Below are 14,095 nucleotides of genomic sequence, written 5' to 3' on the forward strand. Positions count from 1 at the left end.
CCGGCATGACCATGCTGCTGGTCAGCCACGAGATGCTCTTCGTTCGCGAGGTCTCGGACCACGTCCTGTTCCTCGACCAGGGCCGGGTCGCGCAGGAAGGCAAGCCCTCCGCGGTCTTCGACAATCCGAAGAATGAGCGGCTGCGCAGCTTCCTCGGCCGCTTCCATGGCATCTTCAGCCGCTGAGGCATCGCTTTGGGGGCAGGTGCTCTCCCGGAGGCGTTCAGTCATTCCTGGGCGACGCGGAGCGTCGAGCCCGGAACCCATGAACACGACGCCTGAGTAGGAACGCCCGCGCTGCCGTGGCCAAAGCCCGGTATCTCGTGATCATGGGTTCCGGGCTCAGGCCTTTCGGCCTGCCCCGGAAAGACGCTTCGGCTCTGTCTAAACCAGCAGGCTCTAACGCGTCGCCGGCTTCACGTAAGGCCGCAGCACGCCCTGCTCGGCGAAGGTGCTGCGGTTGCTCTCCTTGCGCTTCTTCACCTCGGCCCGCGCCACGGTGCGCAGATGGACCTCGTCCGGCCCGTCGATGAAGCGCAGGGCCCGGCCCCAGCTGTAGATGAAGGCGAGGGGGGTGTCGTTGGAGAGCCCGGCGGCGCCGAAGACCTGCATCGCCCGGTCGGCCAGCTTGGTCTGCAGCCGGGTCGCAACGACCTTGATCGCCGAGACCTCGGTGCGGGCGGCCTTGTTGCCGTGCTTGTCCATCATCCAGGCGGCGCGCAGGCAGAGCAGGCGGGCCTGGTCGATCTCCATGCGGCCCTCGGCGATCCAGTCCTGGACATTGGCGTAGTCGGAAAGGTTGCGGCCGAAGGCCTTTCGCTCGATGGCGCGCTCGATCATCAGCTCGAGCGCGACCTCGCATTGGCCGATGGTGCGCATGCAATGATGGATGCGGCCCGGTCCGAGCCGCGCCTGCGCGAGGGCAAAGCCGGCGCCTTCCTCGCCGAGTAGGTTCGAGGCCGGCACCCGGACATTGTCGAAATCCGTCTCGGTATGGCCTTCCGGCGAGAAATGGTTGAGCAGCGGCAGGTTGCGCATCACCGTGACGCCGGGGCTGTCCATCGGCACGATGATCATGCTGTGGCGCTTGTGTGGGTCGGCCTCGGGGCGCGTATCGGACAGGCCCATGACGATGCAGAGCTTGACCTTCGGGTGCAGCGCGCCGGTCGTCCACCATTTGCGGCCGCTGACGACGTAATGGTCGCCATCGCGGGTGATCGTGGTCTGCAGATTGGTCGGGTCGGAGGAGGCGACGCCCGGCTCGGTGATGCCGACGCAAGAGCGGATCTCGCCGTTCATCAGCGGCACCAGCCAGCGCTCGCGCTGCTCTTGCGTCGCGAACATGTGCAGGATTTCCATGTTCCCGGTATCGGGGGCATTGCAGTTGAACACCTCCGACGACCAGTAGATCCGGCCCATGATCTCGGCGAGCGGGGCGTATTCGAGATTGCTCAGCCGCGTGCCCGGCTCAGCCGGCTTCAGTGCCGGCAGGAACAGGTTCCACAGGCCGGCCGCCTTCGCCTTCTCCTTGAGGCCGTCGATCAGCGCGCTCGGATAGCGCCCGGCCTCGACCTCATGCTTCCAGGCGGCGTCGGCCGGCTGGACATGGGCGTCCATGAAGTCCTGCAGGCGGGCGCGCAGGTCCTCGACCTTGGCCGAATAGGCGAAATCCATGGTGTTTCTCCTTGAAATAGGACGTCATGCTCGGGCTTGACCCGAGCATCACAGGCCGGAAGAAGCACAGACAGCGCCTTCCTGCCGGGAGATTCTCGGGTCTGCGCTTCGCTCCGCCCGAGAATGACGAGCCGGCACACTCACGCCGCGCCCTCGATCACGGTTTGCGCCCTGAGCGCGAAACTCTCCGCCATCGCCCCGACCGCGACCGCGTTCTCCGCCGCGGCGTTGCCCGTCTTCGCCCTTGCCGCGATGCCGTCGAGGATGACGGCGAAGCGAAACAGCGAGAAGGCGAGATGGAAGCGTCCCGGCCCTTGCGTGCGCCCGGCCGCCGCGCAGTAGCGCTCCAGATATTCGGCCTGCGCCGGAATGCCGAGCGCCTCGCGGTCGAGCCCGACGATGCCGGCATACATCTCCGGGCTCGAATGCCAGGGCAGGCAGGAGAAGGCCACGTCGGACAGCGGATGGCCGAGCGTCGAGAGCTCCCAGTCCAGCACCGCGACGACGCGCGGCCCATCGGGGGCGAACATCAGGTTGCCGAGGCGGAAATCGCCATGGACGATGGTGGTTTCCGGCGTCTCGTCGAGATGGGCGCCGAGCCAGTCGATGGCGCGGTCGATGGCCGGGATGTCCTGCGTCTTCGTCTCGCGCCATTGCCGGCCCCAGCGCGCGAGCTGGCGGGCATAATAGTTGCCTGGCTTGCCGAAGTCCGAAAGCCCGGCGCCCTGCCAGTCGAAGCCGTGCAGCGCGGCAAGCGTCTCCGCCATGGAAAAATACATGGCGCGGCGCTCTTCGGGCGCGATGCCGGGCAGGGCGGTGTCGTGGAAGACCCGGCCGTCGAGCCGCTCCATCAGGTAGAAAGGCGTGCCGACGACGTCGTCCTGCTCGTGCAGCAGCAGCACCGGCGGCACCGGCACGGCCGAGCCGGCGAGCGCCTTGAGGATGCGGTATTCGCGCTCGACCGCGTGGGCGGAGGGTAAAAGCGGGCCGGGCGGCTTCTTGCGCAGCACGAGGCGCGTGCCGGCATCGGGATAGGAGGCGAAGAAGGTCGGGTTCGACTGGCCGCCGCTGATCCGCTCCAGCACGAGCCGGCCGGCGGCCCGGCCGGGCAAGGCGGAGCGCAGGAAGGCGTCGAGCCGGGCGGGATCGAATTCGGGCGGGGAAGCGGGGCCGGCTGACATGGCGCGCATATTCGAGGGTGGGGCGGGCGAGGTCAACGCGGCTTGGAGATGGTAGGCAATCGCTTGAAGATCGGGCTCATCCCCTTCCCCCCGCTTGCGGTGGGGAAGGGTTAGGGATGGGGGGCGGCAAAGCAGGGCTTGACCCTTCGCCATCGTCGCGCCGAGCGGCGCTGCCCTCCACCCAACCCTCCCCACCGCAAGCGGGGGGAGGGCTTACGCGCCTCACCGGCGGCGGTTGCCGCTCAGCCGCCGCTACGCTTACCGCGACCGATATGCGTTTCGATCCTCGCCCAAGCCTCGCCGGCTGGTACGGCGTTGCTGCATCCCGCTGCGATTGCGTCATAGGTTGGGAGGACTGCCTTATGCAGCCATCTGTCGACGATCTTGTTACGCGCGGCGACGTGCAGTCCTTTTGGGATGGCCTCGTTGTCGATCGCAGGCTCACCCGATGCAGCCTTTGCTTTCACCATCTTGCGCTTACTCCTCCGCTCCGCCCTTGACCCGCACCACCGAGACCGAGCAGGCCGCCTCGGCGACGACCTTGGTCGAGACGCTGCCGAGATGGCGGCGTAACGTCGAGGAGGAGCGGGCGCCGAGGACGATATGGTCGATGTCGTTGCGCTCGGAATGGCGCAGGATGGCGTCGGCGGCGCTGACCGCCTCGATGACGTGATAGCTCACCCGCTCTTCGGGCAGGTGCAGCGGCCGCGCCCAGTCCTTCAGCGCCACCAGCCGCTTGATATAGAGCGAACGGCCCTCGGCATCGACGCTTTGCGTCTCGCGGATGATCTCGGTGCGCAGCACGGTGACGCAGGCGAGCCAGGAATCCTCGCGTGCCGCCAGCAGCCGGCCGGTCTCGGCGAGGATCGCGCCGGCAAGCGGGCTTTCGCCTGCCGACAGGTCGACCGCGGCCAGGATGATCGACGGCCCGGCCTTGCGCCGCGCCTGCGTCGGTGCGCCGGTGATTTCCTGCGCGTCGCGCTTCTGGAACAGCGCGACGAGGCGCTGCCAGAGGCCGCGTGGCCGGGAACCGCGGCGCTGGCGCGAGACCGTGACCTGCTCGGGATGGCGCAGATCGAAGGCGAGCTTGCCCGCCTCGGCATAGCGCCGACCGCGATCGACCTCGAGGCAGCGCCGGACGATTTCATCGAGCCAGGCCGGTATCGCGGGATCGACGGCCCGGAGCGGCTTCGGCGCGTGGTAGAGCCGGCGCTTCATGCCGGCCACGGTCTGCGGCCGGCCGAAGGGCTCCTCGCCGCAGGCCAACTGGTAGAGGACGCAGCCGAGCGCGAACAGGTCGCTGGCCGGGTCGGAACGCTCGCCCAGCACCTGCTCGGGCGCGATATAGGCGGCGGTGCCCATCGGCATCGTGCTCTCGGCGCCGAGCAGGTCCGGCAGCTCGGCATGATGCGCCAGCCCGAAATCGAGCAGCACCGCCCCGTTGCCCGTCAGCATCACGTTCTCGGGCTTGAGATCGAGATGCACCACGCCTTGCCGGTGCAGGTCGGCGAGCGCGACGGCGACGGCCTCGCCGATACGGGTGACTTCTGTGGCGGGCAACGGCGCCCGGCGGATCGTCTCCGCGAGGCTCGTGCCGGCAACGTACTCCATGGCGATATAGGGCGTCCGGGCAAGGTCGCCGGCGCCGACGAAGCGCGGCACATGCGGGCCGGACAGTCGCCGGTGGATCAGCGCCTCGGCCTCGTAGCCGAGGATGGCCGAGACGTCGTCGCCGGGGTCGAAGAACGGGATCTTCAGCACCAGCGGCGCTGCCTCTTCCGGATGGCTGGCACGCCAGAGCGTCGCCATGCCGCCTGCCTTCAGCCGCTCGGTCAGCGTGAAGCCGTCGATCACGGAGCCGGTCTGCGGTCGTTCCATGCCTGGCTCCTCAGCGGCCGATCTGCAGGCGCATGCCGAGCCATTCCGGCAGTCCGGCGGCGGCGATCTTGCGCGCCGTCGCCGGCGCGTCATAGGGCACGCGGATCATCGTCACCTCGGCCCGCTTGGTGTCGAGCAGCGCGAAGCAGGCGGCCGGGTCGCCGTCGCGCGGCTGGCCGACCGCGCCGACCACCACGACATGGCGCCGCAGCGCGGAAAGCGGCGCGGCGAGGTTGCGGCGCGGGGTGAACGGCACCGGCTCGCGCCCCGGCCTGGCGTAGAACAGTGCTGGCACATGGGTGTGGCCACAGAGGATCAGCGCCGCCTCGCTGGCGGCGAGGCACTGGCCGGCGGCATGCGCATCCGTGACATAGGGCCAGGCTTGCGGCATCCGGGCGCTGGCATGGACGAAGAGCGCGCCGTCGAGCTCGACCGAAAGCGGCAGCGCGGCGAGGAAGGCGAGTTGCTCCGCCGAAAGCTGCGTGCGCGTCCACAACGCCGCCTCATGGGCATGCGGCGTCATGCCCGAGGGGCCATGGACCGCGGCCTCGTCATGGTTGCCGAGCACGCAGAGCGCGCCGGCCGCGACGAGCTGCTTGGCGGCGTCGACGACGAAGCCGGGATCGGGCCCGTAACCGACAAGGTCGCCGAGCAGCACCAGCCGGTCCGGCTGCAGGCGATGCACGACCTCCAGCACCGCCTCCAGCGCCTCGCGGTTCGCGTGAATGTCCGAGAGAACGGCGATGCGCATGACAGGCGAGGGGAATCCGCTGGCTTTCGCCCATCGTGGCAGGGTGCGCGCCGGCTTGGCCATAGGCTTTTCGGCGCAGCGGCTTTGCCCTCCGCAGCCCCCGCGGGTGACAGCAGGATGCCGGCGGGGCTAAGTTGTGCCGGGCGCTCAACCGCGGTCTCGCAGCAGGAGGCGATTTGGAAGCCACGCCGAACCAGGATGCCGCACAGCCTGAAGCGGCCGGTTCTCCGCCGGCCAGGGCGCCACTGGAGATCGAGCTGAAGCTCGCCGGCTCGGCCGAGGCGCTGGCCACGCTGCGTTCGGCGGAGCTGGTCCTGCGCCATGCCCGCAATCGCGGCGTCGTGCGCCGGCTCGAGGCCACCTATTACGATACGCAGGACTGCCTGCTCGACCGCAACGGCCTGTCGCTGCGTGTGCGCCGCAGTGGCCGGCGCCATGTCCAGACGCTGAAGCGGGCCGTCCGCGGCGGCGACCCGCTGGCGCGCGACGAATGGGAGGTGTCGCTCCCGGACGAGCGGCTCGACCTGTCGCTGCTGCCGCTGGCGGAGATCGGCGAGCCGCTGGCGTCGCTGCCGGCGGCGCAATTGTCGCCGGTCTTCGCCACCAGGGTCCGCCGGCGCGCGCAGAAGCTCGACTTCGCCGGCGCGCTGATCGAAATCGCCCTCGACGACGGCACGATCGAGGCCGGCGACCGGCGCGCGGAGCTCTGCGAGGTCGAGCTCGAGCTCAAGGCCGGTGAGGCGGCTGCCCTCTACGAGTTCGGCCTCGCCTTGCTCGAGCTCGCGCCCTTGCAGGTCGAGACCGCGAGCAAGGCCGCCCGCGGCTATCGACTCGCTTTCGACGACAGACCCCAGGCGCAGAAGGCGAAGCCCGTCGCGATCGTGGCGGAGGACAATGTCGACGCCGCCATCGCCAAGATCCTCGGCAATGGTCAGCGCCATCTCATGGCCAATCTCGGCCCCGTCGTCGCTGGCGGCTCGCCCGAGGCGGTGCACCAGATGCGGGTCTCGCTGCGCCGCCTGCGCACGGCCCTTTCGCTGTTCGGGCGCGAACTGGCGCCGCCGGCGCTGGCGCCGATCGCCGTGGAGGCGAAGCGCCTCGCCACCCTGCTTGGCCCAGCGCGCAACTGGGACGTCTTCGTCACCCAGACGCTGCCGGGCATCGCCAAGGATGGCCTTGCCGGGATCGACCTCTCGAGCCTGGAGGAAGCCGCAGCGCCGCTGCGGGGCGAAAGCCATGCCGCCGTCCACGCCGCACTCGCCGGCCCGCGCGTCAACCGCTTCCTGCTCGGCTTCGGCGCCTTGCTCGAGCGGCGCGGCTGGCGCAACGGCATCGCCAGCGAGGCGTTGGCCGTGCTGGCCGAGCCGGTCGGCAGCTTTGCCGCAAGGGTGCTGGCGCGCAGCCATCGCAAGTCGCTGCGGCGCGGCCGGCATTTCGCCCGGCTGGCGCCGGAAGCCCGGCATGAGCTCAGGCTGTCGCTGAAGAAGCTGCGCTATACCGCCGAGTTCTTCCTGCCGCTCTATGCCGGGCAGTCGGCGGCGCGAAAATATCTGGCGCGCCTGGAAAAGCTGCAGGAGGCGCTGGGCGCCGCCAACGACACCGCGACGACGCAGCCGCTGCTCGCCGGTCTGCGCGGCGGGAAGGCCCTGCCGGAGCTTGATTTCGCTGCCGGCGCGGTGCTCGGCTGGCAGCGCCGTCATGAGCTGGAGGCCGGCAGGAAGCTGCTGAAGAGCTGGCGCCGCTTCGAAGGGGCGGCGCCGTTCTGGAGCTGAGCGCCCGATGACGGACCAGGCCGGCGTCTTCAATGCGCGCGAGCAGGATCTGTCGGTCGCGGATTTTCGCCGGGTGCTCCTCGATTCCGGCCTGGGAGCGACAAGGCCGGTGGCGGACGAGGCACGGCTCGTCGCTATGCTTGCCGGCGCGAACCTGATTGTCAGCGCCCGCCGCGGCGGGCCGCAGGGCGAGGTCGTCGGCATCGACCGCTGCATGACCGATTTCACCTGGAGCTGCTATCTCTCCGAGCTCGCCGTCTCGCAGGAGGCGCAGGGATCCGGCATCGGCAAGGGCCTGCTCGACGAGGCCCGGCGCCAGCTCGGCCCGCAGGTCGCCATCATCCTCGGCTCGGTGCCGGACGCGGTCGGCTTCTACGAGAAGGCGGGGATGGAGGTCTACGCCAACGCGTTCTGGTATCGGCGCACAAGCTGAGCGCCTCGGCCTTTCCCCGACACGGCCCTCAGGCCGCGTCGAGGCCGTAGAGCGAATGCAGCGTCCGGACCGCGAGCTCGGTATAGGCCGCGTCGATCAGCACCGAGAACTTGATCTCGGAGGTGGTGATGGCGCGGATGTTGATGCCCTTTTCGGCCAGCGCCCGGAAGGCGCGCGCCGCGACGCCGGCATGGCTCCTCATCCCGACGCCGATGGCCGAGATCTTCACCACGTCGGTCGCGCCCTGCAGCGTCTGGTAGGCGATGGTCTCGTGCTTCGATTCGAGCAGGGCCTTGGCCCTCTCGAAATCGCCGGTCGGCACTGTGAAGGTGATGTCGGTCGTCGCCTGGTCGTCGGAGACGACCTGGATGATCATGTCGACATTGATGTTGGCGTCGGCGAGCGGGCCGAAGATCGCGGCCGCGACGCCGGGCTTGTCGGCGACACGCCGGAGCGTGATCTGGGCTTCGTCGCGCGAGAACGCGATGCCGGTGACGATCTGCTGTTCCACGATGTCGTCCTCGTCGCAGATGAGGGTGCCTGGATTGGGATTGTCAGGGTCGTCGAAGGAGGAGCGGACATAGGTCGGCACGCGCTGGACCATGGCGATCTCGACCGAGCGCACCTGCAGCACCTTCGAGCCGAGCGAGGCCATCTCCAGCATCTCCTCGAAGGAGACCTTGTCCATGCGCCTGGCCTTGGGCACGACGCGCGGATCGGTGGTGTAGACGCCGTCGACATCGGTGTAGATGTCGCAGCGATCGGCCTTCAGCCCTGCCGCCAGCGCCACCGCGCTGGTATCGGAGCCGCCGCGGCCGAGCGTGACGATGCGGTGGCTGCGCGGGTTGAGGCCCTGGAAGCCGGAGCAGACCGCGACCTCGCGATTGCGGTCGAAGCCGGCGAGGATGCCGGCGCCGTCGACGCCCTCGATGCGGGCGGCGCCATGCGCGTCCGAGCCGTAGAGCGGAATCTGCCAGCCCTGCCAGGAGCGCGCCGGCAGGCCCGCCTCCTGCAGGACGAGCGCCATCAGCCCGGAGGTGACCTGCTCGCCGGAGGCGACGACGACATCGTATTCGGCCGGATCGTAGGCGGGTGCCGCCTCCTTGGCCCAGGCGACGAGCTCGTTGGTCTTGCCCGACATCGCCGAGACCACGACCGCGACCTCATGGCCGGCGTCGAACTCGCGTTTGACGTGGCGGGCCGCGTTCTTGATACGCTCCACGGTGGCGACGGAAGTGCCGCCGAATTTCATCACCAGACGGGCCATGACATCCAAAGGCTCTCAACATTGCCCCGGCATTGGCCGGGACGAAACGTCCCCTCGCGCCGGGCGAAGGGCGGGTGTAGATGACGGCCGGCGCCGAAACTGTCAATGCGGTCGGTGGCGGTGCGGCGGAAACGGGAGATAAGGCGATGAGCGCAGCGGCGCGCGAAGGCTCGACGGTCGATCCGGCGGAAGTTTCCCGCTTCGACGCCATGGCGAAGAGCTGGTGGGACCCGAAGGGCCCGATGGCGGTGCTGCACAAGTTCAATCCGGTGCGCCTCGCCTATATCCGCGATCTCGCCTGCGAGCATTACGGCCGCGAACCGAAGGCGCTGCGCGCGCTGGACGGCCTGAGCATCGTCGACATCGGCTGCGGCGGCGGCGTGCTGTCCGAGCCGCTGGCGCGGCTGGGCGCGAGCGTGACGGGGCTCGATCCTGCCGCCGGCAATATCGCGGTGGCGCGTGCGCATGCTGAGAAGTCGGGGCTCTCGATCGACTATCGCGACGAGACGATCGAGGCGGTGGTCGCTGCCGGGCAGCGCTTCGACATCGTGCTCGCCATGGAGGTGGTCGAGCATGTCGCCGATGTCGAGGCCTTCGTCACCGCCTGCTGCAAGGCTGCGAAGCCTGATGGTCTTCTGGTGATGGCGACGCTGAACCGCACCCTGAAGTCCTGGGCGCTCGCCATCGTCGGCGCCGAATACGTCCTGCGCTGGCTGCCGCGCGGCACCCATGACTGGCAGAAATTCGTGACGCCGGACGAGCTGGAGGCGGCGATCGCCGCCGGCGGGCTCGCCACCTTCTCGCGCCAGGGCGTCGCCTATAACCCGCTGGCCGACCGCTGGTCGCTCTCGGCGGATATGGACGTCAACTACATGCTCGCGGCGCGGCGGGACAGCGAGCCGCGCCGCGCTTAGCTGGCCGGCGCCAGCCGGCTTTCCAACTCGGCCAGGTCCTCGACGAACCACAGGGCTTGCCCCCGGTTCGCCTCGGTGACGAAGTCGCGCAGCGGCTTACTGTCGGCGGTCCAGCGCGAGATGTCGCCGACGACAGCGAGCCGGACCCCGTAATTGACGAACTTCTGGGCGACTTCTCCGGCAAGGCGCGTCCTCAGCCGGAAGAAATCCGGAGCCAGCCTCGTCATCGGGATGGCGACCAGGCCGGCATCCTCGCCCCAGGCCGCCTCCAGGAACCGGTTGATGTCGCGTTCGGTTTCGAGGCGCGGGCCGCTCTTGGCGAAGACGAGAACGCGGGTCCCGGCGATGTCCTGGCAGCTTTGCATGCCGCAACTAAGAAAATCCGCCCGGATACCGCAAGGCCTTCCCGTCTCGCCTGACGTCGCGGCTGCCGCTATGCTGGTTTCGGGTGCTCGTGCTTGCACCCCTTCGCGGCCTTCGATGCGCGCGTGTTCCGGGAGAATGGCCGCCTCCGAGGCCGGAGGGCCAGGGTCGCCAGACAGGTTTTCCCCGGTGCCACTTGTTTTTTGCGCTGCGACATAATTCGATAGGCGAATGGCGCACTGCAGCATCGAGCGGCATGATCGCCGGCAACGCCACCAGGCAAGAGGCGTGGCGACAAAGGGAGAAAGCAGATGTCGAAGCCGCAAGCTGTCGCGAAGCCGGCGCTGAAGGACCTTTACGAGCTCGGCGAGCTGCCGCCGCTCGGCCATGTCCCGGCGAACATGTACGCCTGGACGATCCGGCGCGAGCGCCACGGCCCGCCGCAGGAGAGCTTCCAGGTCGAGGTGGTGCCGACCTGGGCGATCGGCGAGGAGGAGGTGCTCCTGCTCGTGATGGCCGGCGGGGTCAACTATAACGGCATCTGGGCCGGCCTCGGCCAGCCGATCTCGCCCTTCGACGTCCACAAGGGCGAGCTCCACATTGCCGGCTCGGACGCCTCGGGCATCGTCTGGGCCGTCGGCTCCAAGGTGAAGCGCTGGAAGGTCGGCGACGAGGTCATCGTCCACTGCAACCAGGACGATGGCGACGACGAGGAGTGCAATGGCGGCGACCCGATGTTCTCCTCCTCCCAGCGCATCTGGGGTTATGAGACGCCGGACGGCTCCTTCGCCCAGTTCTGCCGCGTCCAGTCGCGCCAGCTCATGCTCAAGCCGAAGCACCTCTCCTGGGAGGAATCGGCCTGCTATACGCTGACGCTGGCGACCGCCTACCGCATGCTGTTCGGCCATGCCCCGCATACGATCAAGCCGGGCGACAATGTGCTGATCTGGGGCGCTTCCGGCGGCCTCGGCGTCTTCGGCGTCCAGCTCTGCGCGGCCTCGGGCGCCAATGCCATCGGCGTGATCTCGGACGAGAGCAAGCGCGACTATGTGCTGAGCCTCGGCGCCAAGGGCGTGGTCAACCGCAAGGATTTCAACTGCTGGGGCCAGATGCCCAAGGTCAATTCGCCCGAATACAACGACTGGACGAAGGAGGCCCGCAAGTTCGGCAAGGCGATCTGGGACATCACCGGCAAGAAGGATGTCGACATCGTCTTCGAGCATCCGGGCGAGGCGACCTTCCCGGTCTCCTGCCTCGTCGCCAAGCGCGGCGGCATGATCGTCTTCTGCGCCGGCACCTCGGGCTTCAACATCACCTTCGACGCCCGCTATGTCTGGATGCGCCAGAAGCGCGTCCAGGGCTCGCATTTCGCCCATCTCAAGCAGGCTTCGGCCGCCAACCAGTTCGTGCTCGACCGCCGCATCGACCCTTGCATGTCCGAGGTCTTTCCCTGGGCCAAGATCCCGCTCGCCCATCACAAGATGTGGAAGAACGAGCATGCGCCGGGCAATATGGCGGTGCTGGTCTACGCGCCGCGCACCGGCCTGCGTACCTATGAGGACGTGGCCGAGGCGCTGGGGCACTGAGGCCGCGGTCGCAGGCCTTTCGCGCAATGCCGGCCACGGCGCGAAAGGACGGGCGAGGGCACCCCAGCCCGCGCGTGGCAAGGTGCGTTTACAATTAACGGTTGAGTTTGTGAATTAAATTATTTGCCGTTGAATTATGCGGAATGCCGCCATTATAAGCAGCGCTCCCGAGCGAGCGAAACAGGCCTGGGTGCTTTGAAACTGTTCAGACCCATCCTGGCTGGCGCGACGATCTCGGAGCGCCTGATTGCCTGTGCCGGTGCCTTCATCGCGATTGCCCTGACCGCCGCGAGCGGCTTGGCCTTCCCGACTCCGTCGCCGCTGGTCATCGCGCCCATTGGCGCGTCCGCGGTCCTGATCTTCGCGATTCCGGCAAGCCCCCTGGCGCAGCCCTGGCCAGTCATCGGCGGCAATGTCATCTCCGCCTGTGTCGGCCTTGCCGTCTCCTGGGCGATTCCGGAGACGACGCTTGCCGCGGCGCTCGCGGTCGCCCTCGCCATCGCAGTCATGTCGCTGACCCGTTCGCTCCACCCTCCCGGTGGCGCCGTCGCTCTCACGGCTGCGCTGGGGGGCTCCGCCGTCGCCAAATGGGGCTATCTCTTTCCGCTGATGCCGGTCGGCCTGAGTTCCCTCGTGCTGGTTGCGCTCGGGGTAGCCTTCCACGGCCTGTCGCGCCGGTCCTATCCGCACCGGATCGCGCCGAGCCAACCGAGCGGTGCCGGCAACGGCCCTGCGGCCGCTTTCAGCCCGGCCGATATCGACGAGGCGTTGGCCCAGATGGGAGAGACCTTCGACATTGCGCGCGATGATCTCGACCGGTTGCTGCAATATGCCGAGGCCAATGCGGCGCGCCGCCAGGCGAGTGCATCATAAGGCAGCGAGTTCATCGCAAGGAACGGGGATCGCGACGGCGGGGCCGCTTTCTGCGTGGTGCCCTCGACAGGGCTCACAGCGAGGCGATCGCTTCGCTCGGAGCCGCCTTCGGCGCCCGCGCGATGGCGATCGCGGCGTTGAGCTCGGCGCCGTAAAGGAAGATCGCCGCCAGCCAGTAAAGGAAGACGAGCGCGATCATCGCGGTGGCGAGGCCGGCATAGGTCGTGACATAGGCGCCGGCGAAGGAGTCGAGATACCAGCCGAAGGCGAGCCCGCCGACGAGCCAGACCAGGAGCGTCATCAGGATGCCCGGCCACATCGCCCCGATATGCGGCGCGCGCGCCGGCAGCAGCTTGTGCGCGACGCAGAGCGCCAGCACGATCAGCACGGTCGCGCCGGCGATGCGCAGGAAGGCGAGCATGAAGCCGAGCGGCGCGAGAGCTGGCGCGAAGCCGACGACGCCGCGCCAGAGCAGCGGGCCGAGCACGACGAGCAGCGAGAAGGCGAGCATGAAGAAAGCGCCGCCGATCACGTAGACGATCGATTCCAGCCGCGTGCGCCACCAGGAGCGCCATTCATAGGCCTCATAGGCCCGGTTCAGCCCGATCCGCACCGCCTCGACGCCGGACGAGGAGAAGTACAGGGCGAGGATCGCGCCGAGCGTCAGCGCGTCCTTGCGTACCGCGGTCAGCACCGAGCGGACCTCGCGCGCGATCGGTTCGGCGATCTCGCGCGGCCAGGCCTCGAGCAGGAGCTGGGCGGCCTCGTCGGCCGCCTCCTGCGAGCCGAACAGGCCGCCGAGCGCCGTGACGATGATCAGGAAGGGGAACAGCGACATCAGCACCGAGAGCGCGATATGGCTGGCGATCGCCCAGCCGTCATGGGCGATGAAGCGCTCGAAGGCGATGGCGGGGGCGGAACGCAGGGACATGGCGGGCTCGGCGGGGCAGGGCGGCGATTCTTGGCGGTTGAGCCGCCGGTGGCAAGGGGAAGGTGCGCGTTCGGTGCCAAGTCACACCGCGCATCGACTATGACGGACCAGGCGCGGGGAACCCTCTCCTGGAAGGAGAGGGCAGGGTGAGGTGTAGGCCGCTGGACCAGTTCCGCGAGCGCTGACCGCGCGGTCGGGTTCAGGCCGACGACATCCCTCCCGAACACCTTACCCCTGCCCCTCTCCTTCCAGGAGAGGGGTTCCCGCGCCTTCCATCGCGTCTCGGGCATGCCGCCACGGCGTCGCAGGCAGCGACAAGGTCGTGCCTCCCGCGTATCAGGCGGCTAGAGCAGGATGCGAAAAAGTGGGAACCGGTTTTTCGCGATCATCCTGCTCTCACTCCTTGATGAGAGACGGATTCAGCTTTCAGACGGAAGCGCTTCGCGATTCCGTCTGAAAGCATCCGGCTCTAG

At 68.5% G+C, this 14,095-nt stretch carries 13 protein-coding genes and 1 pseudogene; 6 read left to right on the forward strand and 8 right to left on the reverse strand.

All coding sequences use genetic code 11. The annotated features are described in order from the left end of the window. A pseudogene (locus tag V6M56_RS19675) lies at positions 1-185 on the forward strand (histidine/lysine/arginine/ornithine ABC transporter ATP-binding protein); the annotation flags it as partial. A gap of 213 nt (positions 186-398) precedes the next feature. Here the strand turns inward: V6M56_RS19675 and V6M56_RS19680 are convergent. The 5 genes from V6M56_RS19680 to V6M56_RS19700 form a co-directional block, all read right to left on the reverse strand. Next, complete coding sequence (locus tag V6M56_RS19680) at positions 399-1,673, reverse strand: acyl-CoA dehydrogenase family protein (RefSeq protein ID WP_332686170.1); 1,275 nt, start codon at positions 1,671-1,673, stop codon at positions 399-401. A gap of 140 nt (positions 1,674-1,813) precedes the next feature. Next, positions 1,814-2,854, reverse strand: a complete 1,041-nt coding sequence (locus V6M56_RS19685) for a phosphotransferase family protein (RefSeq protein WP_332686172.1) — start codon at positions 2,852-2,854, stop codon at positions 1,814-1,816. Positions 2,855-3,096: 242 nt separating this feature from the next. Continuing rightward, complete coding sequence (locus V6M56_RS19690) at positions 3,097-3,324, reverse strand: type II toxin-antitoxin system ParD family antitoxin (protein ID WP_332686173.1); 228 nt, start codon at positions 3,322-3,324, stop codon at positions 3,097-3,099. A gap of 7 nt (positions 3,325-3,331) precedes the next feature. After that, complete coding sequence (locus tag V6M56_RS19695; RefSeq protein ID WP_332686174.1) at positions 3,332-4,732, reverse strand: protein kinase domain-containing protein; 1,401 nt, start codon at positions 4,730-4,732, stop codon at positions 3,332-3,334. Positions 4,733-4,742: 10 nt separating this feature from the next. Continuing rightward, the gene (locus V6M56_RS19700) at positions 4,743-5,483 is read right to left on the reverse strand and encodes a metallophosphoesterase family protein (protein ID WP_332686175.1); all 741 of its coding nucleotides are present in this window, start codon (positions 5,481-5,483) and stop codon (positions 4,743-4,745) included. A 176-nt stretch (positions 5,484-5,659) separates the two neighbouring features. Between V6M56_RS19700 and V6M56_RS19705 the strand changes: the two genes are divergently transcribed. After that, positions 5,660-7,255 carry a CYTH and CHAD domain-containing protein gene (locus tag V6M56_RS19705; protein WP_332686176.1) on the forward strand — a complete coding sequence of 532 codons (1,596 nt, stop codon included), beginning with the start codon at positions 5,660-5,662 and terminating at the stop codon, positions 7,253-7,255. Between the two features lie 7 nt (positions 7,256-7,262). Continuing rightward, positions 7,263-7,688, forward strand: a complete 426-nt coding sequence (locus tag V6M56_RS19710) for a GNAT family N-acetyltransferase (RefSeq protein ID WP_332686177.1) — start codon at positions 7,263-7,265, stop codon at positions 7,686-7,688. A 28-nt stretch (positions 7,689-7,716) separates the two neighbouring features. Here the strand turns inward: V6M56_RS19710 and V6M56_RS19715 are convergent, their stop codons facing one another. Then, positions 7,717-8,955, reverse strand: coding sequence for an aspartate kinase (locus V6M56_RS19715; protein WP_332686178.1), 1,239 nt, complete (start codon positions 8,953-8,955; stop codon positions 7,717-7,719). Between the two features lie 146 nt (positions 8,956-9,101). Between V6M56_RS19715 and ubiG the strand changes: the two genes are divergently transcribed. Beyond that, entirely contained in the window at positions 9,102-9,869 is a 768-nt protein-coding gene (ubiG, locus tag V6M56_RS19720; protein WP_332686179.1) for a bifunctional 2-polyprenyl-6-hydroxyphenol methylase/3-demethylubiquinol 3-O-methyltransferase UbiG, read from the forward strand. Here the strand turns inward: ubiG and V6M56_RS19725 are convergent. Continuing rightward, complete coding sequence (locus tag V6M56_RS19725; protein WP_332686180.1) at positions 9,866-10,480, reverse strand: DUF4180 domain-containing protein; 615 nt, start codon at positions 10,478-10,480, stop codon at positions 9,866-9,868. The genes ubiG and V6M56_RS19725 overlap by 4 nt on opposite strands. A gap of 63 nt (positions 10,481-10,543) precedes the next feature. Between V6M56_RS19725 and ccrA the strand changes: the two genes are divergently transcribed. Further along, positions 10,544-11,818 carry a crotonyl-CoA carboxylase/reductase gene (gene ccrA / locus V6M56_RS19730; RefSeq protein WP_332686181.1) on the forward strand — a complete coding sequence of 425 codons (1,275 nt, stop codon included), beginning with the start codon at positions 10,544-10,546 and terminating at the stop codon, positions 11,816-11,818. Positions 11,819-11,947: 129 nt separating this feature from the next. Beyond that, a complete protein-coding gene (locus V6M56_RS19735) occupies positions 11,948-12,691 on the forward strand; it encodes an HPP family protein (protein WP_332686182.1) in 744 nt (247 codons plus the stop codon). Between the two features lie 73 nt (positions 12,692-12,764). Here the strand turns inward: V6M56_RS19735 and V6M56_RS19740 are convergent, their stop codons facing one another. Further along, positions 12,765-13,622: a YihY/virulence factor BrkB family protein gene (locus V6M56_RS19740; protein ID WP_332686183.1), complete on the reverse strand. Its 858-nt coding sequence runs from the start codon at positions 13,620-13,622 to the stop codon at positions 12,765-12,767. Positions 13,623-14,095 lie beyond the last annotated feature (473 nt).

Origin of the sequence: Allobosea sp. (genome assembly GCF_036675845.1) — a bacterium.
Classification (GTDB): domain Bacteria; phylum Pseudomonadota; class Alphaproteobacteria; order Rhizobiales; family Beijerinckiaceae; genus Allobosea.

Excerpts from the sequence above, each read along its gene's own strand:
- V6M56_RS19680 (WP_332686170.1), bottom strand. The coding sequence starts at position 1,673 with ATGGATTTCGCCTATTCGGCCAAGGTCGAGGACCTGCGCGCCCGCCTG.
- V6M56_RS19685 (WP_332686172.1), bottom strand. The coding sequence starts at position 2,854 with ATGTCAGCCGGCCCCGCTTCCCCGCCCGAATTCGATCCCGCCCGGCTC.
- V6M56_RS19690 (WP_332686173.1), bottom strand. The coding sequence starts at position 3,324 with ATGGTGAAAGCAAAGGCTGCATCGGGTGAGCCTGCGATCGACAACGAG.
- V6M56_RS19695 (WP_332686174.1), bottom strand. The coding sequence starts at position 4,732 with ATGGAACGACCGCAGACCGGCTCCGTGATCGACGGCTTCACGCTGACC.
- V6M56_RS19700 (WP_332686175.1), bottom strand. The coding sequence starts at position 5,483 with ATGCGCATCGCCGTTCTCTCGGACATTCACGCGAACCGCGAGGCGCTG.
- V6M56_RS19710 (WP_332686177.1), top strand. The coding sequence starts at position 7,263 with ATGACGGACCAGGCCGGCGTCTTCAATGCGCGCGAGCAGGATCTGTCG.
- V6M56_RS19715 (WP_332686178.1), bottom strand. The coding sequence starts at position 8,955 with ATGGCCCGTCTGGTGATGAAATTCGGCGGCACTTCCGTCGCCACCGTG.
- ubiG (WP_332686179.1), top strand. The coding sequence starts at position 9,102 with ATGAGCGCAGCGGCGCGCGAAGGCTCGACGGTCGATCCGGCGGAAGTT.
- V6M56_RS19725 (WP_332686180.1), bottom strand. The coding sequence starts at position 10,480 with ATGCTGCAGTGCGCCATTCGCCTATCGAATTATGTCGCAGCGCAAAAA.
- ccrA (WP_332686181.1), top strand. The coding sequence starts at position 10,544 with ATGTCGAAGCCGCAAGCTGTCGCGAAGCCGGCGCTGAAGGACCTTTAC.
- V6M56_RS19740 (WP_332686183.1), bottom strand. The coding sequence starts at position 13,622 with ATGTCCCTGCGTTCCGCCCCCGCCATCGCCTTCGAGCGCTTCATCGCC.